Origin of the sequence: Rhodococcus sp. AG1013 (assembly GCF_003350365.1) — a bacterium.
GTDB lineage: Bacteria > Actinomycetota > Actinomycetes > Mycobacteriales > Mycobacteriaceae > Prescottella.
The window spans coordinates 133,218-158,743 of record NZ_QQAT01000007.1; the positions used below are offsets into that span (position 1 = coordinate 133,218).

25 protein-coding genes are annotated in these 25,526 nt (G+C 67.6%); 15 read left to right on the top strand and 10 right to left on the bottom strand.

Going from position 1 to position 25,526, the window contains the following annotated elements; genetic code table 11:
- Positions 1–228: 228 nt before the first annotated feature.
- A complete protein-coding gene (locus DEU38_RS11565) occupies positions 229–1,008 on the bottom strand; it encodes an enoyl-CoA hydratase (protein WP_114721229.1) in 780 nt (259 codons plus the stop codon).
- Positions 1,009–1,316: 308 nt separating this feature from the next.
- Between DEU38_RS11565 and DEU38_RS11570 the strand changes: the two genes are divergently transcribed.
- The gene (locus tag DEU38_RS11570; RefSeq protein WP_258557825.1) at positions 1,317–2,552 is read left to right on the top strand and encodes a TetR/AcrR family transcriptional regulator; all 1,236 of its coding nucleotides are present in this window, start codon (positions 1,317–1,319) and stop codon (positions 2,550–2,552) included.
- A gap of 2 nt (positions 2,553–2,554) precedes the next feature.
- Positions 2,555–3,031 carry a DUF4334 domain-containing protein gene (locus tag DEU38_RS11575; protein ID WP_114721233.1) on the top strand — a complete coding sequence of 159 codons (477 nt, stop codon included), beginning with the start codon at positions 2,555–2,557 and terminating at the stop codon, positions 3,029–3,031.
- 7 nt (positions 3,032–3,038) lie between these two features.
- On the opposite strand, the gene DEU38_RS11580 is transcribed toward DEU38_RS11575, so the two are convergent.
- Positions 3,039–3,983, bottom strand: a complete 945-nt coding sequence (locus tag DEU38_RS11580) for a LysR family transcriptional regulator (RefSeq protein WP_114721235.1) — start codon at positions 3,981–3,983, stop codon at positions 3,039–3,041.
- A gap of 125 nt (positions 3,984–4,108) precedes the next feature.
- Between DEU38_RS11580 and DEU38_RS11585 the strand changes: the two genes are divergently transcribed.
- From DEU38_RS11585 to DEU38_RS11610, 6 genes are all read left to right on the top strand, one after another.
- Positions 4,109–5,098, top strand: coding sequence for an alpha/beta hydrolase (locus DEU38_RS11585; protein ID WP_114721237.1), 990 nt, complete (start codon positions 4,109–4,111; stop codon positions 5,096–5,098).
- Positions 5,082–6,410, top strand: coding sequence for an MFS transporter (locus DEU38_RS11590; protein ID WP_114721239.1), 1,329 nt, complete (start codon positions 5,082–5,084; stop codon positions 6,408–6,410). Before DEU38_RS11585 ends, DEU38_RS11590 begins: the two co-directional genes overlap by 17 nt.
- Positions 6,407–7,180, top strand: coding sequence for an SDR family NAD(P)-dependent oxidoreductase (locus tag DEU38_RS11595; RefSeq protein WP_114721241.1), 774 nt, complete (start codon positions 6,407–6,409; stop codon positions 7,178–7,180). The genes DEU38_RS11590 and DEU38_RS11595 overlap by 4 nt, the downstream gene beginning before the upstream one ends.
- Positions 7,177–8,013, top strand: coding sequence for an SDR family NAD(P)-dependent oxidoreductase (locus DEU38_RS11600; protein WP_114721243.1), 837 nt, complete (start codon positions 7,177–7,179; stop codon positions 8,011–8,013). The genes DEU38_RS11595 and DEU38_RS11600 overlap by 4 nt, the downstream gene beginning before the upstream one ends.
- 100 nt (positions 8,014–8,113) lie before the next feature.
- Positions 8,114–8,944 (top strand): CoA ester lyase, encoded by an 831-nt coding sequence (locus DEU38_RS11605; RefSeq protein ID WP_114721245.1) that lies wholly within the window; start codon positions 8,114–8,116, stop codon positions 8,942–8,944.
- 130 nt (positions 8,945–9,074) lie between these two features.
- Positions 9,075–9,689, top strand: coding sequence for a hypothetical protein (locus tag DEU38_RS11610; protein WP_114721247.1), 615 nt, complete (start codon positions 9,075–9,077; stop codon positions 9,687–9,689).
- Between the two features lie 9 nt (positions 9,690–9,698).
- On the opposite strand, the gene DEU38_RS11615 is transcribed toward DEU38_RS11610, so the two are convergent.
- From DEU38_RS11615 to DEU38_RS11625, 3 genes are read right to left on the bottom strand one after another with little or no spacing between them, the layout of a single operon-like run.
- A complete protein-coding gene (locus DEU38_RS11615; protein WP_258557826.1) occupies positions 9,699–10,535 on the bottom strand; it encodes an oxygenase MpaB family protein in 837 nt (278 codons plus the stop codon).
- 59 nt (positions 10,536–10,594) lie between these two features.
- A complete protein-coding gene (locus DEU38_RS11620) occupies positions 10,595–11,275 on the bottom strand; it encodes a GntR family transcriptional regulator (protein ID WP_114721249.1) in 681 nt (226 codons plus the stop codon).
- Positions 11,276–11,284: 9 nt separating this feature from the next.
- Positions 11,285–12,427: an acyl-CoA dehydrogenase family protein gene (locus DEU38_RS11625; RefSeq protein ID WP_114721251.1), complete on the bottom strand. Its 1,143-nt coding sequence runs from the start codon at positions 12,425–12,427 to the stop codon at positions 11,285–11,287.
- Between the two features lie 171 nt (positions 12,428–12,598).
- On the opposite strand from DEU38_RS11625, the gene DEU38_RS11630 reads away from it, so the two are divergent.
- Both DEU38_RS11630 and DEU38_RS11635 read left to right on the top strand, forming a co-directional pair.
- The gene (locus DEU38_RS11630; RefSeq protein WP_114721253.1) at positions 12,599–14,134 is read left to right on the top strand and encodes an aldehyde dehydrogenase family protein; all 1,536 of its coding nucleotides are present in this window, start codon (positions 12,599–12,601) and stop codon (positions 14,132–14,134) included.
- A 5-nt stretch (positions 14,135–14,139) separates the two neighbouring features.
- Positions 14,140–15,075, top strand: a complete 936-nt coding sequence (locus DEU38_RS11635) for an oxygenase MpaB family protein (protein WP_258557827.1) — start codon at positions 14,140–14,142, stop codon at positions 15,073–15,075.
- On the opposite strand, the gene DEU38_RS11640 is transcribed toward DEU38_RS11635, so the two are convergent.
- Positions 15,054–15,971, bottom strand: a complete 918-nt coding sequence (locus DEU38_RS11640; RefSeq protein WP_114721257.1) for a LysR family transcriptional regulator — start codon at positions 15,969–15,971, stop codon at positions 15,054–15,056. The two genes, DEU38_RS11635 and DEU38_RS11640, sit on opposite strands and share 22 nt — an antisense overlap.
- A gap of 74 nt (positions 15,972–16,045) precedes the next feature.
- On the opposite strand from DEU38_RS11640, the gene DEU38_RS11645 reads away from it, so the two are divergent.
- Both DEU38_RS11645 and DEU38_RS11650 read left to right on the top strand, forming a co-directional pair.
- Positions 16,046–17,008 carry a DMT family transporter gene (locus DEU38_RS11645; protein WP_114721259.1) on the top strand — a complete coding sequence of 321 codons (963 nt, stop codon included), beginning with the start codon at positions 16,046–16,048 and terminating at the stop codon, positions 17,006–17,008.
- 115 nt (positions 17,009–17,123) lie between these two features.
- Positions 17,124–18,668 carry an acyl-CoA synthetase gene (locus DEU38_RS11650; RefSeq protein WP_114721261.1) on the top strand — a complete coding sequence of 515 codons (1,545 nt, stop codon included), beginning with the start codon at positions 17,124–17,126 and terminating at the stop codon, positions 18,666–18,668.
- A gap of 70 nt (positions 18,669–18,738) precedes the next feature.
- Here the strand turns inward: DEU38_RS11650 and DEU38_RS11655 are convergent, their stop codons facing one another.
- Entirely contained in the window at positions 18,739–20,076 is a 1,338-nt protein-coding gene (locus DEU38_RS11655; RefSeq protein WP_258557828.1) for an NAD(P)/FAD-dependent oxidoreductase, read from the bottom strand.
- 118 nt (positions 20,077–20,194) lie between these two features.
- Here DEU38_RS11655 and DEU38_RS11660 point away from each other — a divergent pair, with 118 nt between their 5' ends.
- The gene (locus DEU38_RS11660) at positions 20,195–21,130 is read left to right on the top strand and encodes a LysR family transcriptional regulator (RefSeq protein ID WP_114721265.1); all 936 of its coding nucleotides are present in this window, start codon (positions 20,195–20,197) and stop codon (positions 21,128–21,130) included.
- A gap of 3 nt (positions 21,131–21,133) precedes the next feature.
- Here the strand turns inward: DEU38_RS11660 and recR are convergent, their stop codons facing one another.
- From recR to DEU38_RS11675, 3 genes are read right to left on the bottom strand one after another with little or no spacing between them, the layout of a single operon-like run.
- Positions 21,134–21,742 (bottom strand): recombination mediator RecR, encoded by a 609-nt coding sequence (gene recR, locus DEU38_RS11665; RefSeq protein WP_114721267.1) that lies wholly within the window; start codon positions 21,740–21,742, stop codon positions 21,134–21,136.
- A gap of 9 nt (positions 21,743–21,751) precedes the next feature.
- Entirely contained in the window at positions 21,752–22,093 is a 342-nt protein-coding gene (locus DEU38_RS11670) for a YbaB/EbfC family nucleoid-associated protein (protein WP_114721269.1), read from the bottom strand.
- A 50-nt stretch (positions 22,094–22,143) separates the two neighbouring features.
- Positions 22,144–22,578, bottom strand: coding sequence for an SRPBCC family protein (locus DEU38_RS11675; protein ID WP_114721271.1), 435 nt, complete (start codon positions 22,576–22,578; stop codon positions 22,144–22,146).
- 171 nt (positions 22,579–22,749) lie between these two features.
- On the opposite strand from DEU38_RS11675, the gene DEU38_RS11680 reads away from it, so the two are divergent.
- Positions 22,750–24,180, top strand: coding sequence for an FAD-binding oxidoreductase (locus tag DEU38_RS11680; protein ID WP_114721273.1), 1,431 nt, complete (start codon positions 22,750–22,752; stop codon positions 24,178–24,180).
- The gene (locus DEU38_RS11685; RefSeq protein WP_114721275.1) at positions 24,177–25,478 is read left to right on the top strand and encodes a class I SAM-dependent methyltransferase; all 1,302 of its coding nucleotides are present in this window, start codon (positions 24,177–24,179) and stop codon (positions 25,476–25,478) included. The genes DEU38_RS11680 and DEU38_RS11685 overlap by 4 nt, the downstream gene beginning before the upstream one ends.
- Positions 25,479–25,526: the final 48 nt, after the last annotated feature.

Here is a 25,526-nt window from a genome sequence, read left to right on the forward strand (position 1 = left end):
CCCGACCTGACCGGACCCGTGGTTCGATGTGAGGCAGATTACATGTTATGAGCGGTTTCGGTGAGCAACTTTGTTAATCGATATTCTCGGTCCACGCCAAGGTGTGTCGGCCAGGACCGTCACGCCCGCACGTTCCGCCGGAATGGCCGTTCACCAGCTCTTATCGGACGATCGTCCGACGGCGTCCCGAGAGGGAAAGCGGTCGAAAAGTAGACCAAATTCCACTAGTCAGGGAAACTGGGGACGTCGCTTCTGCAGCATCGCGGCGGCCCCCTCGGCGAAATCCGCCGACGCGAGAAGCTCCGACTGACCGGCCTTCTCCCGTTCGAGTGCGTCGTCCAACACAGCCAGTGTGCCCGCCGCGAGCGCCCTCTTGGTGAGTTCGAGCGCGCGGCGCGGCCCCGACGCGAGCCGGGCCGCGACAGCGCGGGCGTGCGCCACGAGCTCGTCGTCCGGCAGCGTGCGGGACACCAGGCCCAACCGGTCGGCATCGGCTGCGGGTACCCGCTCACCGAGCAGCGCCATCTCTGCGGCCTTCGCCCGGCCGATCGCGGCCGGAACCAGCACGCTCGATCCCCCGTCCGGCATCAGCCCGATACCGACGAAGGCGAGCAGGAAGTACGCGCTGTCCGCCGCGTACGTGAGGTCGGCTGCGAGCGCCATCGAGACCCCGACCCCCGCGGCCGGCCCGTTGACCGCCGCGACGACCGGAACCGGCACCTCGACGATGGCCCGGATCACCTCGTTGGCGACGTCCATGATGATCTCGGGATCCGCCGGATCCGACACGGTCGCAGCCAGATCCGCCCCCGTGCAGAACGCGCTACCGGCACCGGTGATGAGAATCGAACGCACGTCCGGATCTCTGCCGGCGGCACGGATGGCGGCACCGAGATCGCGCATCGTGGGCATGTCCACGGCGTTCATCCGTTGGGGCCGCGCGATGGTCAGTTCCAGGACCGAATCGCACAGTGCCCGCTGCAGGCCGCTGCCTGTCGTCGTGGTCATACCCGTACCCCTCGTCGAGTGAGTGTGCGAGCCGGACGCCGATGGCCGACTCAGTTCCGTCGATCATGCGCCGAACCGGCTCGTCGCACGTCGAAATGTCGCCGATGGTCACCCGCGGACCGTCAGGTTCCGGGACCGCAATAAGAATCGGCGTTAACTTTCGTGTCGGGCGGATCGATTGTCAACCACTGATGCGCAGCAGGATTCGCGCTAATCTCCGGTCGGACAAACGATCATGAAGTCGGATACGGGGGCTCACCGCTGCGCTATGCTGCCGACACCAGTCCCCCACTTGTCAGGAGGTTCGGGTGGCGGAACGGACGGAGATCCGGCGCAGGCCCAAGAACCGGAGAGCTCAGATCGCCACGGTCGCGGCCGAGGCCTTCAGCGAGCGCGGGTATCACGGCGTCAGCGTCGACGAAATTGCTTCGGCGGTAGGAATTTCCGGGCCCGCGCTGTATCGCCACTTTCCGAACAAGTACGCACTGTTCCTGCATGCCGCGACCGATCTCGCGACCGCGCTCGAGGGTGCGATCACCGACGACGCCGATACGCCGGCCGCGACCGCCGCCGAACGCCTCGACGGACAGATCCTGGCCGCGATTCGCACCACCGTCGCCAACCGACGCACCGCGGGTCTCTACCGTTGGGAGAGCCGGTATCTCGACACCGGCGACCGGGAGTGCATCCGCGCCACGATCGAGAGCGTCAACCGCCGGATAGGTGCCACCCTCGCCGAACTGCGTCCGGATCTTCCGCAGCGCGACGACGTGCAGATCTGCGTTGCGCTGCTCAGCGTCATCGGCAGCATCACGGTGCATCGGTCGAACCTGCCCCCGAAACGTCTCGAGCGACTCCTCCTGGACGCCTGCCGGACCGTGTCCCGTGTCGAGTTGCCCCCACCCGCAGAGCCGACAGCCGCATCGACCAGAGCGCCCGGCATTCCGCTGTCCAACAAGCGGGAGGTGTTACTCAACGAGGCCATCGTGCTCTTCCACGCCCGCGGCTACCACGAGGTGAGCATCGAGGAGATCGGCAGTGCCGCAGGCATCAACGCCTCGGGCGTGTACCGACACTTCGCCGGCAAGTCCGATCTGCTGGCCGCAGCGTTCCATCGTGCCGCGGACCGACTGACGGTCGCCGTCAGCACCGCGCTCGGCGAGTCCACGACTCCGCAGGAGGCCCTGCGGGCACTGGTCGCGGTGTACGTCCGGCTGTCGTTCGCCCAGAGCGAGTTGATGAGCGTGTACTTCGCCGAGATCGGCAGTCTGCCGTCCGCGCAGCGCACCGAACTGCGCAACGTGCAGCGTCTCAACATCGAGGAGTGGGCCCGACTCCTCGGCGAGACCCGAACCGAACTTTCGGCGACCGAGTGCCGCTTCCTCGTCCATGCCGCGCTGAGCCTTGTGCTCGACGTGGGCCGGGTGATGCACTTCGACCCGACCCCGGGCAACGAACTCCGAGTCCGAACGCTGATGCTGGCAACACTGTTCGGCGAGGCGAACGTCGCACCGGATCACGCAGGAGAAGACACAGGAGGCTGATCATGACCGTGCAGGACGACGTGGCGAAACTGAAAGCCCGCACCGATCGGATCGACCCGCGTGAACTCGACGCGCTCTGGGCCCGCCTCGAACCGTGCCAGTCCGCCGATCTCATCGGATTCCGCTGGCGCGGATTCGCCTTCGACACAGGACACCGGACGAGCGGTCTGCTCGAGCGGGCGCATTGGTACGGCAAGGCGTTCGTGAGCGAGTCGGAGGTGCAGCCGCTGCTGTGCCGCGGCGACGACGGTCAGCTGTTCTCCGACATCGGAACCGGACACGGTGAGGCCAGTCTGTGGGAGGTGGTCTTCCGCGGCGAGGTCACCGCGACCATGGTCTACGACGGCATGCCGGTGTTCGACCACTTCAAGAAGGTCGACGACGACACCGTCATCGGCGTCATGAACGGCAAGGGCACGCTCGTCTTCGACGGCGGCGAGCACTTCTGGTTCGGGCTCGAACGCGACGTCGCGCTCTGACCGTGGGTCACACAGCGCCCGCGCTCTCGTACCCGACACCGACGTCGGGCACCGGTGCGGTTCCGAACCGCTGTGCGATCTTGTAGAGCAGCGCATCCACCTTCGCCAGGATCGGCCGATGGTCGTTGGTACGTCGGACCAGGGCCGAGGGCATCGAGGGAAGATCGATGGCCACGAAGTCGACGTTCGGCGTCCCGTAGTAGTCGACCGCCCGCTTCGTGATCATCAGGCTGCCCTCCCCCGCGCTGACAGCGGCTATCCCTTCGCGGATCGTGGTGATCGTCGGGCCCGAGGCGATCGGTGTGCCGCTCGGGGTCGTCCGAGGGAAGTGATAGTCCTGCCAGCCGACATCTGTCGATTCCGGTGGAATCCGGCACATCTTCAGCTCCGCGAGTTCCTCCGGGTCGACGAGCGTGCGCTCTGCCAGCGGATGCCCGGACTGAACGCACAGGACACGCTGGTCCCGGAGGACGACGGGACCACTGGTCAGTCCGGAAGCCCCGAGAGGCAGCCGGCAAATGGCGAGGTCGACATCACCGTCAGCCAGCGCCGAGAAGTGCGTCCGATAGTTCAGCTCGGTGAACGACAGCGCTACCTCCGGAAACTCCTCCGCGAACTCGCGGACGAACGGCTGATGCAGCTCGTACAACCCGCCCCCGAGGAAGCCAATCGTGAAGGGGACCTTCTCGCCGCTGTTCATGGCGCGGCAACGGTCGACCGTGGACACCAGCTCCAGGCATACGGGCTGGAGGGATTCGAGAGCTCTACGGCCGAAGTCGGACAGCTCGACTCTACGACTACTCCTGTCGAAGAGTCTGCCGCCGAGGTGATCCTCGAGGTTCCGAATCGACTCGGAGAGCGTCGACTGCCCGATGAACAACGTTGCCGCTGCCCTACCGAAATGGAGCTCCTTCGCGAGGGCAAAGAAGCAGTCGAGCCAGCGCAGGTTCACCCGAACACCCTTTCATCGGATTAGCCGATCAATCGATCGGAAACCGCTCGTTGATCAGTGAACTGGATCACCGATAGCGTCGTGCTCCGACAGGAAGCTTGAAGCGATGTTACGAGGTAGATGCAGTGATTACCAGATCGTTCCCCGCAGACACATTCGATGGGGCCAGAGAATCAATCGAGTTTTCCGTACAAGGTGATCTTGTTCGCGGGACGCTGTACGTCCCCGCCGGCCATTCGGCTCCTCTACCCGCCGTTGTGATGGGTCACGGGTGGTCGATGGTCACCGGTGGCGACCTCGAGGACTACGCCGCGATCGTGGCCAGTCGGGGCCTGGCCGTGCTGACATTCGACTTCCGGAACCTCGGGCTGAGCGAGGGACAGCCCCGCCAAGAGATCGATCCTGCCCGCCAGATCGAGGACTTCCGGTGCGCGATCTCGTTCGCTCGCTCCCGTCCAGAGATCGATCGAGACCGGATCGGCGTCTGGGGAAGCAGTTACAGCGGCGGACATGCACTCGTCGTCGCCGCGGTCGACCGGCGGGTCAAGTGCGTCGTCGCTCAGGTGCCGACGATCAGCGGATACGAGGCAGGTCTGCGACGCTCTCCATACGAGAAGGCCGCACTCCTCCAGGAACGCCTGGAGGCCGATCGCGAGGCACGCTTCGCCGGCGCCCCACCGCAGACGATCCAGACGGTCAGCGCCGATCCCGATGCGCCGGTGGCCTACCCCCAGCGCGACTCGTACGAGTACATGACATCCGAGGCGGCCCGCTGCCCGTCCTGGCGCAACGAGATCACGCTGCGCTCGATCGAACTCGCCCGGCAGTACGAGCCGGGCACCTTCGTCCGCAGGATCGGCACCACGCCGCTGCTCATGATCGTGGCCGACGCCGACGGCCTCACCCCGACCGATCTCCAACTGGACGCGTTCAACGCCGCACATCCGCCCAAGGATCTTCTCCTCGTCCCCGGCGGGCACTACTCGGTGTACACCGACCATTTCGAGCAGACGAGCACGGCTGCCGCCGACTGGTTCCTGCAGCATCTCGCACCCACCCGACACCGGCCGGAGCCGTTGTCCGCGAAGGACTCCACCCATGACTCTCATCGATAGCCCGCCCGGAACCCTCAGCGCGAGCGCACGTCGCAAGTCCTTGCGTGCGGCCGCCGTTGGCAATGCGCTCGAGTGGTTCGACTGGACCCTCTACGGCACCTTCTCGGTGTATCTCGCCGCGAATCTCTTCAACTCCGACAATCCGACGTCGGCGCTGCTGTCGACGCTCGCGGTCTTCGCCGGCGGGTTCGTGGCGAGGCCGGTCGGCGGGTGGCTCTTCGGCCAGATCGGGGACCGCAAGGGACGCAAGTTCACGCTGGTGACCACGATGTCGCTGCTGGCACTCACCAGTCTCCTGATCGCTCTCGTACCGACCTACGAACAGGTCGGCCCCTTGGCCTCGCTGTTCCTGCTCGTCCTGCGCCTCACCCAGGGACTCGCGCACGGCGGCGAGAGCGGTGTCAGCTACACCTACGTCGCCGAGATCGCACCGCCCGAACGCCGAGGGCTGTGGTCGAGTTCGGTGTTCGTGAGCGTGACGATCGGCGTCATGGCCGCCACCGCGCTCGCGGCCGGCCTGACCGCGGCGATCGGCAAGGACGACATGCAGAGTTGGGGCTGGCGTGTCGGATTCGCGGTGGGCGGCATCCTCGGTGTCTACGCCTTGTTCCTGCGCCGCAATGCCGCCGAGTCCGACGTCTTCGAGGAATCGTCGAAGACCACGGACGACCCCGCTACCGCGCTCAGCACCCGGGACTTCCTCGGGATCGGCGCCAGAATCATCATGATCGGCGCGGCATCCAACGCCACGTACTACACGTGGGTGACCTTCGCACCCGCGACCGCGATCGCGACGAAGGGCATGGATCCCAACGGAGCGTATGTCGCCAGCCTGCTGGCACAACTCGTCTGCATCCTCTGGCTGCCGCTGTGCGGCATGATGGCCGACCGCTGGGGTCGACGTCCGATGCTCGCGATCTACGGCGTCGGCGTGTTCGTCGTCGTGATCCCAGTCAACCTGATCCTCGGCTCGGCGCCCTGGACGCTGTTCGCCTCTCAACTGCTCGGCTTGCTGGTCTGGTCGCTACTGGCCTCGATCTTCCCCGCGTTGATCGCCGAACAGCTTCCCACCTCCGCGCGCGCTCGTGGCGTCGGCTTGATCACGTCGCTGTCGGTCGCGGTCTTCGGCGGTACTGCCCCCTACTTGAACACGTGGCTGGCCTCGATCGACATGTCCTGGATCTACTCGGTCTACGTGATGGCCCTCGGACTGCTCGCCGTCGCTGCGGCGGCGATCATCCGCGAGACGGCCAAGGTTCCGCTACAGATGATCGGCCGCACGAACCTCTCGAACAAGAAGGAAGCCGCATGAACCTCACCACTTCCCACGACACCGCTCCGATCGCCGTGTACCCGGATCTGCGAGGCAAGGTCGTCGTCGTCACCGGCGCAGGCGGCGGAATCGGTACGGCTGCCGTCGATGCCTTCGCGCAGCAGGGCGCCGTCGTGATCGGGCTCGATCTCGCTGCAGGGCAGACGCAACCGCAGCGGCCGGACGTCCACCACATGACCGTCGACATCGCCGACACCGATCAGATCGCCGACGCGGTGGACCGGATCGCCGACGACCACGGCAAGATCGACGCCTGGATCAACAACGCCGGATTCATGGCGCGGATGCCCGCGTTCGACATGGACCTCGAATCGTGGAACAAGACGATCGCGATCAATCTGACGGGCACGTTCTTCGGTGCACAGGCTGCCGCCCGCGTCATGGTCGACAACGGCGGCGGGTCCATCGTGAATCTCTCGAGCTACGCCGCACTCAAGGCTCGGCCCAACTGCACCGATTACGCCGCCGCGAAAGCTGCAGTCGTCCATCTGACCTCGTGCCTGGCCCTCGAGTGGGGTCCGCTCGGTATCCGCGTGAACGCGATCGCTCCCGGCTACATCCGGACACCCATGAGTTCCTGGATGCACGCAGACCCCGTCAACTACGAGTCCTACGTGGGCAAGACGCCCCTGCGCCGCATGGGTGAGCCCGCCGAGATCGCACAGATGATGCTGCACCTCTCGTCCGATACCTCGTCGTACGTCACCGGCCAGACCTTCCTGGTCGACGGCGGAGTAACCAAGGCATGAAGGACGATTCGCTGAGCTACTGGACTGGGAAATCGGTCGTCGTCACCGGCGGAGCACGCGGTCAGGGCGCCGCCGAGGTCGTCGCCCTGACCGCGGCGGGTGCACATGTACACGCGGTGGACGTCCATCCGGAGGACTCGCACTGGTGGGTGGACCTGATCGAGCAGGTCGGCGACGGTAGAAGGCTCCTGAACACGATCGTCGCCGACGTCGCCACCGAGAGCGGATGGGAGACCGTCGCCGATGCGGTACGTGATTGCGGGGTACCGCTCGCCGGTCTCGTCAACAACGCCGGCATCACTCTCCGCAAGACTCTCTCGGAGACGACCCTCCCCGAGTGGGATCGGGTCATGGGCATCAACCTCACCGGCGCCTACCTCGGAATCCGCACCCTCGCACCCCTGCTGGAGGACGGAGGGGCGATCGTCAACATCTCCTCCACCGCAGGTCTGACCGGGTACTTCAGCGCCGCCTACACCGCCAGCAAGTGGGGGCTCCGCGGACTCACCAAGGCGAGCGCGCTCGAACTTGCGCCACGGAACATCCGCGTGAACTGTATCTGCCCCGGTCTCGTCGAGACACCGATGATGAACTCTGCGAATGCCGTTCACGACCTGGACACCGCGCGACTGCTGCACGACGGAAACCGGGACGCGACGCTGCTGGACCGTGGCGCCCACCCTGCTGAGCTCGCGGCGGCTGCGCTCTTCCTTCTCGGACCGGATTCCTCGTTCGTCAACGCCGCCGACCTACCCGTGGACGGAGGCATGATCGGAGGCGGAATCTACTGGCGGATAGGCAAAGCCACGGGCAATCTCGGAGCCCGCCCGTGAGGGTGAGCGCTTCCACCACAGCCGTGTACGCCGTTTCCGGCAGCCGAGCCACGTACCGACGTCCCGCCACCGACGTCTCCCGCCGCACCCGAAGGAACCCGTGAACTCGACCGTCACACCCACCCGCGCCGCCATCGCGCGCTCCTGGCTGCTCGTTCCGGCCAGGAGCAGCGAGGAACTGGACCGCGCCGCGAAGTCCCCCGCCGACGTCGTCGTCCTGGACCTCGAGGACGGCGTTCCCCCGTCGGGTAAGGCGGCGGCGCGAGTCGTCGCACGTGAATGGCTTCGGCACCGTCGTGGATGGCTCCGGATCAACAGCCGAACGTCGCCGTCCTGGCGAGATGATCTGGAATCGCTGCACGATCTCGAGGGTGTCGAGGGTGTCGTGCTCGCCAAATCCGAATCACCCGACGAGGTAGCGGCGACGGCCGACGCGCTCGGCGGCGCCGTTCCCCTGATCGCACTCGTCGAATCCGCGCGCGGCATCGCCCGGGCCGCAGAGATCGCCGCGTCCCCGCACGTCGTCCGTCTCGCCTTCGGGCGCGGCGACTTCCGCCGAGACACGGGCATCGCCGACACTCCCCTCGCCCTCGCCCACGCCCGGTCCCAGCTGGTGATCGCGAGCCGGCTCGCCGACATCGCGGCGCCGATCGACGGGCCGTGTCTGTCCACCGACCCCACACGCATCCTCGCCGACGCCGCAATCACCGCCGAGATGGGCATGACCGGAAAGCTGTGTCTGCGCCCTGAACAGGCGTCGATCACGAACGACGCGCTCAGCCCCACCGACGACGAGGTCACGTGGGCCGAGCAGGTCGTCGCGCGGCTGGGGGCATCCGGAAGCGGCATCGAGAACGGGAGCGACCTGCCGGCCCTGCAGCGGGCACGGAACCTCCTGTCGCTCCGCGCTCAGCTCGACTCCATGTGGTGACAAGGGCAAGCTCGTCTTCGACGTCGGCGAGCACTGCTGGTTCGGGCCCAAGCGCGACGTCGCGCTGTGACCGTCGATCTCCACCGTCTCCGACCCACAGCGACCGCGGGCATCAGTACAGAATGAGGGCATGGTGCTGTGGATCGTCGAGTACGTTGCGGGGGAGCCGGGTTGCCCGCCGATCCTCAAGGGGAAACTCAACCGGCCGTGGTACTGGGACGCGTTCGATCCCGAGCCCGCCGAGTCTCCGACCGAGTCGGACTACGAGCTCGTCACCACGAATCGGCGGATCGACGTCGACTACTGGGGCGTGAACTGGCTCGCATCGGAGGAGTTCGTGCGGATCTGCCGCGGCTTCGGGCTCCGACTCGTGTCGGTGCCCGTGCGAGTGCTGCAGTCCGGCGGGGTGCCGACGACGAAGCGCTACAGCTACCTGCGCTGGGGCGAGTGGGCGTCGGTGATCGACGTAGCGGCATCCGACGTCGAGCTCGAGTTCGAGTTCGACACTGCCGGCGGTAAGGCGCCCCGCAATCGCAACATCCCGGACGCGCCGAGGTTCGAATCCGTGGCCAGGTTCGAGATCGCGGAGGCGCGCGTTCCCGAGGCGGCAGCCTTCATCTGCACCGACGTCGGCCATGAGCTGGTCTGCACTGACGAGTTCAAGCGCGCCTGCGAGGCGGCGGGGCTGCGCGGCCTGGGATTCTCGCCGCTCTCCGACTACACGAAGGCCGATTTCTGGGGCTAGTCCACGGACCTAGATGAGATGCCGGTGCGCCGCGAGGCGCCGGCGCATGTCCCGCAGGTAGTACGTGGCGGTGATCTGGCGGATCGGCCGCGGAACTCGCCGGTAGACGACGGGCAGGACCGCCATGAACCGGTCGAAGCGGCGCTGATCGCGTGGGCTCCACGGCAGCTCGAACTGGTCACGGATCCGGGACGGCAGCAATCCGATCGTGAAGAACCGCTGCAGCGGCATCGCCAGCCGCACCGGCAGCGGCGCCCTGCCACCGGAGAGCAGGCCCCGCACGTACGCTCGCACCTGGTCGTCCACCTCGGCCGACGCGATCATCCGGTCCCAGTAGGCATCGAACTCGGCGCGGGTGGCCGGCCACATGTCGTCCCCGACCTGCAATGCGGTGCCGTACACCGCGGACTGCCGGTACAGCCGCTCCGCGTCGGCATCCGAGGGGGCACCGAAGAACCGCGAGTACATGTCGGAGCCGTTGCGGTACAGCGTCGCCGCCACCCATAGCTGTAGCTCCGGATCGAACGCGTTGTAGCGTTCGGATCGCACCGGGACGTGTGCCCGGTTCACCAACCGGACCACAGCCTGCTTCTCCTCGGGCGTGCCGAGCGTGACGGCGTACACGTACGTCATCGTGGTGCGCAGTCGGTCCAGCGGTCGTTCGAGCGTCGTGCTGTGCTCGGCGACGCCGTGCCCCACGCCTGGCAGCGCCAGCTGCAGCAGGACGGTCGCCCCCGCCCCGATCAGCAGCATGGACTCCCCGACGAAGTCGGCCAGGTCGACCGTGCCGGCCGGCGGCTCCCCCGCCCGGATCCCGGTCTGTCGGCCAGCGGTCTCGGTGGCCATCGCATGGCCCCCCTTCCCAGTCGAGTTGCTCTCCACAGCAACCGGATTCGATCCCGCGGTCATGTCCAGATCCCCGCTCGCCCCAGGTGCGCGACCAGCCGCTCGGCCGCATCGTCGAACTGGATGCGGGTGTGGCGCACTACCGCGTCCCGATCGTGGACACGGATCGCCTCGATCAGACTCGTGTGGGATCGCACCGCCAGCTCACCCCATGCCGGATCCGCCGCGTACAGCCGGTAGGGCGTGTACCGCGCGGCGTTGAGCAGGAACCACGCCAGCTTCGGTCCGCCCGCGATGCGGCACAGCTCGCGGTGGAACTCGTACTCCGCGTCCGCGATCCGGTCCGGGTCCGCGAGTGTCACGGCGTCACGCAGCACGTCGTTGAGTTCCCCGAGCCGGGTCAGGTCCTCGGTCCCCGCGGACCTGGATGCACGCACCGCCAGCTCCACGGTGATCTGCCCCTGCAGCCAGAAGATGTCGTGCACGTCCTCCGGCGCCAGACGTGAGACGACGTAGCCACGGTTGGGCACCGACTCGACCATGCCCTCGCCGCGCAGGGTCAGCAGGGCCTCGCGCACCGGTGTGACGCTCACCCCGAGTTCGGCTGCGGTCTCGTCGAGTCGCACGAACTCGCCGGGCCGCAATCGCCCCGACATCACGGCGCCGCGCAGATGCGCCGCCACGTCGTCCGAGAGTTGTGTCCGACGCAGCGGCCGCGTCGGACGTACCGGTGCAACCACGATCGGCTCCTACAACCCGTACGTCTTGCCGATGATGTCGCGCTGGATCTCGTTGGTGCCACCGTAGATCGACGACACCAGCGTCTTGCGAACGTGACCCTCCATGTCGAACTCGGTGGCGTACCCGTAGCCGCCCATCATCTGCATGCCCTCGAGCGCCACCTTCTTCGCGGTCTCGGTGGCCTTGAGCTTCACCATCGACGCCTCGCGCGGGAACAGCTTCGTCGGGTTCGCGTCGATCAGCCGCGCCGTGCTGTACACCAGCAGCCGGGTGCACTCGATCTCGGTGGCGAGGTCCGCGATGCGGTGCCGCAGCGCCTGGAACGTCCCCACCGGTCGGCCGAACTGCTTTCGCTGCGTGATGAATTCGAGCGCGTCGTCGAACGCCCGCTGCGCCGTGCCGAGCATCATGGCGCCGAGGATCAGCCGTTCGATGTTGAGTCCGGTCATCAACTGCGTCCACCCGCGGCCCACCTCGCCGACCACGGCGTCGTCGGGCAGCAGGACGTCGGTGAGGTACAGGTCGTTGACCTCCTTGCCGCCCATCGTCTCGATGCCGCTGATCTTCAGTCCCGGGGTGTCCGCCGGCAGGTGGAACATCGTGAGCCCCTCATGCTTGGAGCCGCTGCGATCGGTGCGCGCCACCAGCAGGATGTTCTCGGCGAAGTGCGCGTTGGAGCACCACGTCTTCTGCCCGTTGATCAGCCAGCCGTCGGACACCTTCTCGGCCCGGCAGCTGAGGTTGCCGACGTCGGAACCGGCCTCGGGCTCGGACATCGAGATCGACTCGGACGCCCCGCGGACGATGCCCCCGAGCACCGCCTCCTTCTGCGCGGGCGTCCCGAACTTCTCGTACGCGGCGCCGGTGATGAGGGTGGGCCCGATACCGCCGATCGGCGCCATGCCGCGGGCGGCCTGCTCGAGCAGGATGCACATGTCGACCGCGGTGCCGGCGGATCCGCCGTACTCCTCGGGGACCGTGACACCGAGCCACCCCAGCGCCGCCATCTTGAGGTAGAGGTCCTGGTTGTGGTTGTGCTCGCCGCGTCCGGTGAGGGCGTCACGCTGTTCACGGGTACCGCATTCCTTGCGACAGAACGCGGCCACTGCCTGCGCGAAATCCTGTTGCTCGGCGGTGAAGTCGATCGTCATTGATGTGCTCCTGCCTGCGAAGAATCGAGTGAACCGCGATCCGTGCGGTCCGGGCCGGGCGTGGACGCCGCGCGTGGGGGTTGTCGGCACCGGCCGCGCCGAATAGTGTGAGCGTCACCACAGTAAATCACATCAAATATATTTGATGCGATCCCTTGGAGGAAGCCCGACATGACCCGAGAACTGTCTTCGAGCGACGCGGCACCCGGTTTACCTGCTTCTCCATCCCCCACCGACGCACCCACGGCGTTCGAGAGCCTCGATCCCCGCACCGGCCAGGTGCTCGCCGAATACCCCGTCGCGAACGCGGCCGACGTGCGCGCGGCCGTCGAGCGAGCACACGGCGCGGCCCGCTGGTGGGAAGCACAGGGGTTCCGTGGACGCCGCGACTGGCTGCTCGAGTTCAAGAAGGCGATCGCCTCGGACGCCGACGGTCTCGCGCAGGTCGTGTCCGCAGAGACCGGCAAGCCGCACGACGACGCGCTCCTCGAGGTGATGCTCGCCGTCGAGCATCTCGACTGGGCCGCCCGCAACGCCAAGAAGGTCCTCAAGCCCCGTCGGGTGCCATCGGGACTGGTCAGCGCCAACCAGTCGGCCACCCTCGGCTACAAGCCGATGGGCGTCGTCGGCGTCATCGGCCCGTGGAACTACCCCGTGTACACGCCGATGGGTTCGATCTCGTACGCCCTCGCCGCCGGCAACGCGATCGTGTTCAAGCCCAGCGAGCTCACCCCCGGTGTCGGCAAGTGGCTCGAGGCCAAGTGGAACTCGCTCGCCCCGACCCAGCCCGTGCTGCAGGTGATCACGGGGCTGGGCGCCACCGGCGCGGACCTGTGCCGGGCCGGGGTCGACAAGATCGCGTTCACCGGGTCCGGCCCGACCGCCCGCAAGGTGATGGCGGTGTGCGCGGAGACGTTGACCCCCTTGGTGGCCGAGTGCGGCGGCAAGGACGCGATGCTGGTCGCCGAGGATGCCGATCTGGACAAGGCCGTCGAGTTCGCCGCCTTCGGCGCGTTCGGCAATGCCGGCCAGACGTGCGCGGGCGTCGAACGCATCTACGTCGCCGAGCCGGTGTACCGGCAGTTCCTCGACAAGTTCACCGCCGCGGTCGAGCGCGTCCGTCCGGGCAGCACGGACGGGGACACGTACGGCCCGATGACCCTGCCCCGCCAGGTCGACGTCGTACGCGGCCACATTGCCGACGCCCTCGACAAGGGCGCTCGCGCGGTGATCGGCGGAATCGACTCCGTGCACGAACGATTCGTCGATCCGGTGATCCTCACCGACGTCCCGGAATCCTCGTCGGCCGTGTGCGAGGAGACGTTCGGGCCCACCGTCGTGGTCAACAAGGTGCGCGACCTCGAGGAGGGCATCGAGCGCGCCAACGCCACGTCCTACGGCCTCGGTGCGTCGGTGTTCACCGGAAACCGTTCCCGCGGAAAGGACATCGCGGACCGCCTGCGCACCGGCATGGTGTCGGTGAACTCGGTCCTCGGGTTCGCGGGCATCCCGTCGCTGCCGTTCGGCGGCATCGGGGAGTCCGGGTTCGGCCGCATCCACGGCGCCGACGGCCTCCGCGAGTTCAGCCGACCCAAGGCCGTGACCGTCCAGAAGTTCTCGGCCCCACTGAACCTGCTGACCCTCGAGCGGTCCGCGCGGGACATGAAGATCTCCGCGTGGATGCTCAAGGCCCGGCACGGTCGGTGACCGGGATGAGCCTCACCAACTCTCGCCGCGCCGGCACCTTCCCTCCACCCGACCCCGACCAGCGGCCCGGTCCGGGCCGGATGGGGTGGGTCGAGGTGATCGAGCAACTCGATCCAGCGACCCGGCACCAGGACATCCTGCGGATCACGGCGGGCTACGAATTCCCGTGGGACTACCAACGTTCCCTCGAGTTCGCGCTGTTCCGGACGTACTGCGTTCCGACGATCTCCGAACTCCTCGCCCGCACGGGCGAATTCGAGAACCGGCCGCAGAAGCGTTACGACGACACCGCGCTCCTGATGGCCGAACTCATCGAGCACGGCTACGACTCGCCGAGGGGGCGGGAGTCGCTGCGGAACATCAACCGCATGCACGGCCGCTACACGATCTCGAACGACGACATGCTGTACGTGCTGTCGACGTTCGTGTACGACCCGATCGACTGGATCGACCGGTACGGCTGGCGTCGGCTGCATCCGCACGAGCGCCTGGCGTCGTTCCACTTCTACCGTCAGGTGGGAATCCGCATGGGAATCAAGGACATTCCCGACTCGTATCAGGATTTCCAGCGCTTCAAGATGGACTACGAGCGCGAGCACTTCGTCTACAGCGAGGACAACCACCGGATCGGTACGTACACGCTCGGCCTGTTCCAGTCGTGGTACCCGAAGGCCCTGGCCCGCCCCGTCGCGGCGGCCGTCTACGCGCTGATCGACGACCGCATGAGTACCGCGTTCGGATTCCCCAAGGGCTCACCCCGGGTGCAGGCAGCCGCCGAGGCGGGGCTGCGTTCCAGGTCGGCGGTGGTGCGCCTACTCCCGAAGCGGCGGGCGTCGGCGTCGGCGCACGATCCGCGGAACCGCACCTACCCCGGGTATCCGGTGGGCTACTGCCCGCGGGATCTGGGGGTCGAGCAGGATCACTCGCTGCGCGAGTCCTGAGCTTCCCCGCTTCCGAACGCCGCCTCCACCGCATCGACGCCGGCGCGCACCGCGGGTCCGCCGGTGTCGGCCCGCCATACCGCGTAGATGTCGCGGTGGAGGCGGGGTTCGGTGGCCACGAGCGCCACCCCGGCGGGCGGCCGATCGACTGCCAGACGCGGCACCAGCGCCGCCGCGAGTCCGGCGGCGGCAAAGGCGAGGTGCGTCGAGATGTCGGACGCCTCGAAGTCGACCCGGGGCTCGAAACCCTGCCGCCGCAGCGTCCGCACGAGCCACGCGTGGAAGGCGGTCCCCGAGCCCCATGCCACCCACGGCATTGCCGACAGCGCCGACAACGGAACCACGGCGCTGCGCGCGAACGGATGATCCGCGGGGAGGGCGACATCGGCGGTGTCGCGGTGGATCAGTCGCGATTCCAGCTCCGTCGGGATCTCGACGGGCGCCGATTCCCAACTGTCGACGACACCGATGTCGATCCGGCCCCGGCTGACGGACTCGAGTGTGACCTCGGTTTCGGCCTCGGTGACCGTCACGTGGACGGGGTACCGGGACAGCAGGAACGTCACCGCGCCCGGAAGCACGAGCCGTGACGCGGTGACGAACGCCCCGAACCGGATCGGGCCGACGACCTCACTGCGCATCGCCACGATCTCGGCCTCGATCCCGGAGGCGTGGGACAGCAACTGGTCGCCGCGACGGGCGAGGAGTTCACCGGCCGGCGTCAGCCGCACCCCGCGCCCCGTCGGCTCGAGCAGGACCGCACCGACCTCGCGTTCGAGTTTGGCAAGCTGCTGGGACACCCCGGAGGGCGTGACATGCAGGATCCGGCCGGCCGCGGCCACCGACCCCGCCTGCGCCACGGCGCACAGCGCTCGTACTCGATCGAGGTTCAACACGGTAGAAACACTACCGAATCGTAAGAAGAACTTCTTACTTGTCGTTTCCGCAGGTAGAACGCAGAATCTCAGAAGTGCGTACCGTTCGTTTCCCCACCGCCCGCCCGGCTGCCGGCCCCGCGTTCGGCGGGTTCCGCGACCCGCGGGCCGTTGCCGTCTGGGGAGCCCTCTACATCTCGCTGACGGCCGTCCTCATCCGCCTCGCGGACGTGGCCCCCGCGACGGCCGTGTTCTACCGATGCCTGCTCGCGCTGCCGCCACTCGCGTTCCTCGCGCTGCGCGAGCACCGGGCCGGACACGGATTGTCCCGCCGCGCCGTCGCCCGCTACGCCGTCGCCGGATCCCTGCTCGGTGTCGACTTCGCACTGTGGTCGCAGTCCATCCTGCTGATCGGAGCCGGTATCTCCACCGTCCTCGTGAACGTCCAGGTGGTCGTGGTCCCGCTGTTCTCGTTCCTGATCTTCCGGACGCGCATTCCGATGCGGTTCGTCGTGTCCGTCCCGGTGTTGTTCGCCGGCATCGCACTCGCCGCCGGACTGAGCGACGGCGCGTCCGCGGGCCCGGACCTGGCGTGGGGAGCGTTCCTCGCGCTGCTGTCCGGCGTCGCGTACGCGGGCTACATCTTCATCGTCGGCCGATCCGGTTCCGCCGAGACCGCCGCCGCCCAGGTCCTCGTCTCGACGGCCGCGGCGGGTGTGGTCGGCTCGGCTGTCGGATCACTGTGGGGTCCGGTCGATCTCGCCCCCGGGTGGAGTGCGTTCGGTTGGCTGCTCGTCCTGGCACTGTCGGCGCAGTTCCTGGGCTGGATCATGCTCGGCCGGTCGCTGCCCCGACTGGCACCCGAGGTCGGCGCCACCCTCCTGCTGCTCCAGCCGGTTCTCGCGATCGCAGCCGCGATGGTCGTGCTCGGAGAGCGCCCCACGCTCCCGCAGCTCGTCGGCTGCACCATGGTGATCGGGGCGGCCTGGTTCGTCTCGATTCGACCGGTCGTTTCGCGGAAAGCGGTCCCACTGAGCGAGATTCGGCACACGCAGTAGTGACGGAGGCGACAATGGTGCCTCCAGCGCAACCCCTGGTTCCGCCGTTTCGGCGGGCAAGGCAGATCGGGCCCGGGACTCCTCTCAGGCCACAACAGCTAGGAGGCTCGACTTCATGTATCCCGGCGTCTACGCAGCGACCTCACCCGACCGGCCGGCGGTCGTCATGGCCGCCACCGGCGAGACGGTGACGTATCGAGAGCTCGAGGACCGTTCGAACCGACTGGCGCAGCAGTGGTTTGCGCTCGGACTCCGCAAAGGAGACCACGTCGCGATCCTCGCCGAGAACCACCCGCGATACTTCGAGGTGTACTGGGCGGCAGTCCGATCCGGGCTCTACATCACGGCCGTGAACCGGCATCTCACAGCGGACGAGGCCGCCTACATCGTCAACGACTGCCGGGCGAAGGTGCTGGTGACGACGACACGCATGACCGACCTCGCGGTCGCGGTCCTCCCTGAACTGACCGACACGCCGCACCGGTTCATGATGGACGGCACCGTCGACGGGTTCGAGGCGTACGAGGCCGCGATGGCACGGTTCGATCCGGTCCCGCTCGCGGAGCAGCCCCGCGGCGACATGATGCTCTATTCGTCGGGAACAACCGGTCGCCCCAAGGGCATTCGACGGCCGTTGACGGGTATGGACATCGACGACCCGCGCGGCATGGGCGCCGGCCACTTCGCGAGCAGCCTGCTCGGGATGGGCGAGACCTCCACCTACCTGGTGCCGGCACCGATGTACCACTCGGCGGCGCTGCAGTGGTCGGTCGGCGCGCAGGCGCTGGGCGCGACGGTGGTCCTCATGGAGCGCTTCGACGCCAGGGACTTCCTCGCCGCGATCGAGCAGTACTCCGTCACGCACACGCAGGTGGTGCCGACGATGTTCGTCCGACTCCTGAAACTGCCCGCCGCGGAACGGGAGAGCTTCGACCTGTCGACGCTGCAGAACGTCCTGCACGCGGCCGCCCCGTGCCCTCCCGCGGTGAAGCATCAGATGATCGACTGGGTGGGGCCGATCGTGTGCGAGTTGTACTCGGGCACCGAGGGAATGGGCATCACGTTCATCACCGCACAGGAATGGCTCGACCGCCCCGGTTCGGTGGGCCGCGCGGTGCTCGGCGTCCCGCACATCTGCGACGAGGCCGGCAGCCCGCTCCCGGCCGGCGAGATCGGCACCGTCTACTTCGAGCGCGACGTCGTGCCGTTCGAGTACCACAACGACACCGACAAGACGGCCGACTCCCGGCATCCCGACCACGCGCAGTGGTCCACCGTCGGCGACGTCGGCTACCTCGACGCGGACGGCTACCTGTTCCTCACCGACCGCAAGTCGTTCATGATCATCTCCGGGGGCGTGAACATCTATCCCGCCGAGATCGAGTCGTGCCTGTCGGCCCACCCCGAGGTGTCCGACGTCGCGGTCTTCGGGCTTCCCGACCCCGAGATGGGCGAATACGTCCACGCGGTGGTCGAACTCGATCCGGGGGTTCCCGCCGACGACGTGACCGCCGAGCGGCTGCGCGAGTACGTCCGAACCCACCTGGCGGGCTACAAGGTTCCGAGGACCATCGAGTTCTGCGAGCGGTTGCCGCGCCTGGCGACCGGCAAGGTCAAGAAGCACGAGTTGCGCGATCTGGCGCTGCGCGCCCTCGCCTAGAAACGCCGAACGGGCGGTTACTGCGCTCGGCTCTCGGCCGATGTCGCAGTAACCGCCCGTTGTCGATGAGCTAAGCGGCAGCCTTGACAGGTTCGTCGTCGGTGAGGCGGGTGTCCGGGGCTTCGATCGGCCCGACCTCCTGCGCGTAGTGGAAGTGCGGGCGCCGGTGGCCGAGGAACGATCCGAACCACGACATCACCGCGACGTAGCGGTTGCGGAAGCCCACCAGGTACACCATGTGCACCGCGAGCCACAGCACCCACGCGACGAAGCCGGTGAGCTCGATGCTCTTGACCTTCGTCACGGCGCGGAAGCGGTTGATGATCGCCATCGAGCCCTTGTCGCGGAACTTGAAGGGCGTGCCGCGCTTGGTCTTACCGAGGATCGTCGCGGCCACGTGCCGGCCACCCTGCATCGCGACAGGCGACTGCCCGGGCAGGTTGTTCAGCGACGTCATGTCGCCGACGGCGAAGATGTCGGCGCGGCCACCGACGGTGAGGTCGGGGTTGACCAGCAGGCGTCCAGCGCGGTCAGTCTCGCAACCGGTGCGCTCGGCGAGCGCGGCCGCGAAGTCGTTGGCCTGCACGCCCGCCGACCAGATGATGGTCTCGGCGGTGCGACGCTCACCGGTGTCGCTGCCGTGCGCCTTGAAGGTCGCGCCGTGCTCGTCGATATCGGTGACGAGGGTGCCCAGGACCACCTCGACACCCGACTTCTCGAGCGACTCCTTGGTGTACTCGCTGAGCTTGCCGCCGTACGCGGGCATCGCGACCCCGGCGCCCTCGACGAGGGTGACGGTGACGTCGTCGGCGGTGACGCCGCGGATCGACTGCTCGAAGTAGCGACCCGCGAGCTCCTTGATCTGCCCGGCCAGCTCGACGCCGGTCGCACCGGCACCGATGACGATGAAGCTGAGCAGGTTCTTGCGGCGCTCGAGGTCGGTGGTGGTGTGAGCCTCCTCGAAGCAGCGCACGATCTGGGCGCGCAGCCGCTCGGCGTCGTCGACGGTCTTGAGCGCGTAGGTGACCTTCGCGAACTCGTCGCGGCCGAAGTACGACTGCCGTGCGCCGGTGGCGGCGATCAGCGAGCTGTAGCCGAGAGTGTGCCGCTGACCGGCAGCCTCGTAGACCAGCTCCTGCTCCTCCGGGTGCACGTCGACGACGCGGCCGAGCCGGACGTCGGCGTTGGGGTACTTGGCGAGGATCGCGCGCACCGACGGGGCGATCTCACCGGCGGCCAGGACACCGGTCGCCACCTGGTACAGCAGCGGCTGGAAGAGATGCTCGGTGGTCTCCGAGATCAGAACGAAGGGCTTGCCGGCCTTGGCCAGCTTCTTCGCCGCAGCGAGGGCACCGAATCCGGAACCAACGATCACTACTTCGGTCCGGTCGACTGCTACTTCGCTCACGGGTACCTCCTCGTCGAGATGTATGAGGAACACCGTAGGAGCGCTAACGACGTTTGCGCCAGTAATCAGGGATATTCGGAAAACAGTTATCTCGATTGCTCATAAGTAGTATGTCGTCATGGACTTCCGACAGCTGCGCTACTTCCTCGCCGTGAGCGAGGAGCTGAGCTTCAGCCGAGCGGCCGAGCGCTGCTTCATTTCGCAGTCTGCCATCAGCCACCAGATCACCAAGCTCGAGCAGGAACTCGGCGCGCCGCTGTTCGAACGATCGACCCGGGTCGTGCGCCTCAGCCCGGCCGGAACCCGGCTCGTACCGATCGCGCAGGAGGTGCTCAGCCTCGAGACCAAGGCCTTCGCCGTCGCGAAGGGACCGCGCGACCGGATCCGGATCACCGCGAGCATGAGCTTCGCGCCGCAGAGCCTCGACGCCATCGCCCGCGTGCGCGAGCGGCACCCGGACCTGGACATCGAGTTCGTGATCAAGAACTTCACCGACCGCATCGACGCAGTGTCCGCCGGGGACGCCGACATCGCCCTGATCCGCGGGGAGGTGGACCGACCGGGCCTGGAGACGGTGGAACTGGGCGTCGAGGACCTGATGATCGCGACGTCGAGCCAGCATCCGGTGTCGGCGTTCTCCACCGTCGAACTGGGCGAGCTCGCCCCCTACCCCCTGCTGCTGCCGCCGCGGCCCAGTCAGGTCCTGATCCACACGGTCGTCGAGAACGCCTTCGTCGACGTCGGACGCCGGGTGCACCTCGGGCCGCCGATCGCGCGCGACCACACCGCGATCCTCGACGTCATCACCAACCCCCGGGCCTGGACGGTCCTCTACGCGAGCACCGTCGGCGAGGCACCTCGCACCGGACTCGCCCTCATGCGGGAGGCCCGCAACCGGCTGCGCGTGCCGGTGAGCGGGATCGTCCGCACCGGCGCGGCCGCCTCCCCCGGCCTGTCCGACCTGGTCGAGTCGCTCCGCCGGACGGTGACCGCGCAGAGCAGTGTGCCCCCGAATCCGGGACACGGACTCGGGGGCACACCGCAGGCTCGGTAGCCGCTACAGCGTCCGGCGCCCCGACAGCGCGCGACCGAGCGTGAGCTCGTCGGCGAACTCGAGATCGCCACCCATCGGCAGCCCCGACGCCAGCCGGGACACCGTCAGGCCGGGGAAATCCCGCAGCATCCGCACCAGGTACGTCGCCGTCGCCTCCCCCTCGGTGTTCGGGTCGGTCGCGATGATCACCTCGGCGACGTCGACGCCGTCCTCCTGATTGCCGATGCGGGCCAACAACTCCCGGATCCGCAGCTGGTCCGGCCCGATGCCGCTGAGCGGATCGAGCGCGCCACCGAGAACGTGGTAGCGCCCCCGGAACTCACGGGTGCGCTCGATCGCCTGCACGTCCTTCGGTTCCTCGACGACGCACACCATCGTCCGGTCCCGACGCGGGTCGGAGCAGATGCGACACTTCTCCTCCTCGGAGACGGTGCCGCACACGATGCAGAACTGGACGCCGTCGCGCACCCGCTGCAGGACGGCCTGCAACCGGTCGATCTCCGGCGGCTCGACCGTCAACAGGTGGAACGCGATTCGCTGGGCGCTCTTGGGCCCGATACCGGGCAGCTTGCCCAGCTCGTCGATCAAGTCCTGGACGGGACCCTCGTACAACGCGCGGTCCTAGAAACCGGGCAGTCCGGGCAGACCGCCCCCACCGAAGCCGCCGGCCAGCGGGCCGAGCTTGCTCGCCGCGAACTCCTGCGCCTTGTTCGACGCGTCGGCGATCGCACCGATGACGAGATCCTGCAGGGTCTCGACGTCGTCCGGATCCACCACCTTGGGATCGATCGTGAGGCCGACGACCTCACCGGTGCCCTTGACCGTCGCGGTCACCAGGCCGCCACCGGCCTGACCGGTCACCTCGGCCTGCGCCATTTCCGCCTGCGCGGCCATCAACTGCTGCTGCATCTGCTGCGCCTGCGCGAGCAGCTGCTGCATGTCGGGCTGTCCACCTGGTTGCACCTGAATGGTCCTTTCTGAAGTCGCGTTGCCAGCGTAGTCCGTCGCGGGCCTTACCCCAGCTCGCGAACCAGATTCGACAGCGTCTTCTCCTGGATCTTGCGCAGCCCGAGGGGCGCGAAGGTGCGCTCGAAGAAGCCGCCGATGCCGCCCGCGCCCTTCCACTCCGTCGTCGTGGTGACCGTGGAGCCGGTCCCGGAGGGGGCCACCTCCCAGGTCGTGACGAGCGACGAGTTCGCATCACTCTCGGTGATGGTGTGGCCGGCAACGGTGACCGACGCCTTGATGTCGCGCGAGCGCTTCTCGGTGGCCTGCAGCGTCCACTGGGCAACCGTGCCCGCGCCCTGGCCGCCCTCGAGCACCCGATAGTCGAGATACTGCTGCGGCAGGATCCGCGGTCGGACGGTCTCGTAGTCCGACAGGGCGGCGAGCACCTGCTCGGGGGCCGCGGTGGTGGTGATCGAACTGCTGGCGCTGACCTGTGCCACTAACTGTCTCCTTGCTCTGGGTGTACCCCTCCATCCTGCACGTTCGCCCGCGATGGCGGCGATCGTGCGGGCACCTCACGCCGCGGCCGCCAAGTCGTTAGCATGGCTACAGAATGGCGACGCACCGGGATATCCGTGGCCCGCCGATCCGACTAGCGATAGCGTCAGGGTGTGGCCGACTCTACGAGTGGTATCCGCGAAACTGGACTCGCCGCGCATCGCGCAGGAGTCGATCGTCTGCTGACCAGCTACCGGGCAATTCCCCCGGACGCGAACGTGCGACTGGCGAAGAAGACGTCGAACCTGTTCCGAGCACGGGCGAAGAGCACCGCCCCCGGACTGGACGTCTCGGGCCTCGACGGCGTCATCTCGGTGAACCCGGACGCCCGCACCGCCGACGTCGCCGGCATGTGCACGTACGAGCACCTCGTGGCCGCCACCCTGCCGTACGGGCTGGCGCCGCTGGTGGTTCCGCAGCTCAAGACCATCACCCTCGGCGGCGCGGTGACCGGGCTCGGCATCGAATCGACGTCGTTCCGCAACGGCCTGCCGCACGAGTCGGTGCTCGAGATCGACGTCCTCACCGGGAGCGGCGACATCATCACCGCCACCCCGGACGGGGAGCACTCCGACCTGTTCTGGTCGTTCCCGAACTCGTACGGGACCCTCGGCTATTCCACGCGGATCCGGATCGAGCTCGAGCCGGTGAAACCCTATGTCGCGCTGCGACACCTGCGCTTCGGCGACCTGAAGCAGCTCGAGAAGACGATGGACCGGATCGTCGAGGAGCGCAGATGGGACGGGATCGCGGTCGACTACCTCGACGGCGTCGTGTTCACCGCGACGGAGGCCTACCTGACGCTCGGGGTGCAGACCGACGAGCCGGGCCCGGTGAGTGACTACACCGACATGGACATCTACTACCGGTCCATCCAGCACGAATCGGTCAACCACCCGAAGACGGACCGCCTGACCATCCACGACTACCTGTGGCGCTGGGACACCGACTGGTTCTGGTGCTCGCGCGCGTTCGGCACCCAGAACCCCAGGATCCGCCGCTTCTGGCCGAAGCGCTACCGCCGCAGCAGCTTCTACTGGAAGCTCATCGGGCTGGACCAGAAGTACGACATCGCCGATCGCCTCGAGGCCCGCAAGGGGCTGCCGCCCCGTGAGCGTGTCGTGCAGGACATCGAGGTCCCGATCGAGAACACGGCGGACTTCCTTACTTGGTTCCTCGACGAGATCCCGATCGAGCCGCTGTGGCTGTGCCCGTTGCGCCTTCGCGATCCCGCGCATCCCGCGGCGGACACCACGCGGCCGTGGCCCCTGTACCCGCTCGAGCCCGGACGCACCTACGTCAACGTCGGATTCTGGTCGTCCGTGCCGATCGAGGCCGGCGCACCCGAGGGCGCGGCGAACCGGCTGATCGAGAAGAAGGTCAGCGACCTCGACGGCCACAAGTCCCTGTACTCCGACTCGTTCTACGGCGAGGACGAGTTCGCGCTGCTCTACGGCGGCCAGCACTACACCCAGATCAAGAAGCGGTACGACCCCGATTCACGTCTCCTGGACCTCTATTCGAAGGCGGTGCAACGAAAGTGACGACTCTCAGAACGAACCCCGACACGGCGCAGAAACTCAGCATCGCGGAGATTCTCGAAACCGTCTCCGACGGCCGGATCCCGCTGCGATTCACCGCGTACGACGGCAGCGCGACCGGGCCGGAGGACGCACAGTACGGCCTCCACCTGAAGTCGACACGCGGCACCACCTACCTGGCCACCGCCCCCGGCGACCTCGGCATGGCCCGCGCCTACGTCTCCGGCGACCTCGAGGCCGTCGGCGTCCACCCCGGCGATCCGTACGCGATCCTGAAGGCGATGACCGACCTGCACTTCCACCGCCCGTCGGCGAAGGAGCTCGCGACGATCACCCGGTCCATCGGCTGGGACAAGTTGCGTCCCATCGCTCCCCCGCCGCAGGAGCACCTGCCGCGGTGGCGCCGGTTCGCGGAAGGCCTGCGGCACTCCAAGACCCGCGACGCCGAGGTGATCCACCACCACTACGACGTCTCGAACACTTTCTACGAGCATGTGCTGGGCCCCTCGATGACGTACACGTGCGCCGCGTACGAGTCCGAGGACCAGAGCCTCGAGGACGCGCAGGAGAACAAGTACCGACTGGTCTTCGAGAAGCTGGGCCTGAAGGAAGGCGACCGGCTGCTCGACATCGGTTGCGGCTGGGGTGGAATGGTCCGCTACGCCGCCCGGCGCGGCGTCAAGGTCATCGGTGCGACGCTCTCGCGGGAGCAGGCCGAGTGGGCGCAGAAGGCGATCGTCGAGGAGGGCTTGTCCGAGCTGGCCGAGGTGCGGTTCTCGGACTACCGGGACGTCCACGAGACCGGGTTCGACGCCATCTCGTCGATCGGCCTCACCGAGCACATCGGCGTCCACAACTACCCGGCGTACTTCGGCTTCATGAAGGAGAAGCTGCGCGAGGGCGGACGGCTGCTCAACCACTGCATCACCCGGCCCGACAACCGCAGCGGCGCCAAGGCCGGCTACTTCATCGACCGGTACATCTTCCCGGACGGCGAGCTCACCGGCTCGGGCCGGATCATCAGCGAGATCCAGAACGTCGGCCTCGAGGTCCGGCACGAGGAGAACCTGCGCGAGCACTACGCGCTGACCCTCGCCGGCTGGTGCCGGAACCTGGTCGAGAACTGGGACGCGTGCGTCGCCGAGGTCGGCGAGGGCACCGCGAAGGTGTGGGGCCTGTACATGGCCGGTTCGCGGCTGGGATTCGAACGCAACGTCGTTCAGCTGCACCAGGTGCTGGCCGTCAAGCTCGGACCCGACGGCGAGGCGAACGTGCCGCTGCGCCCGTGGTGGAAGGGCTGATCGCACCCCCGCGCTGACATCGCGATGCCCGTCGTCCGCTTCGGACGG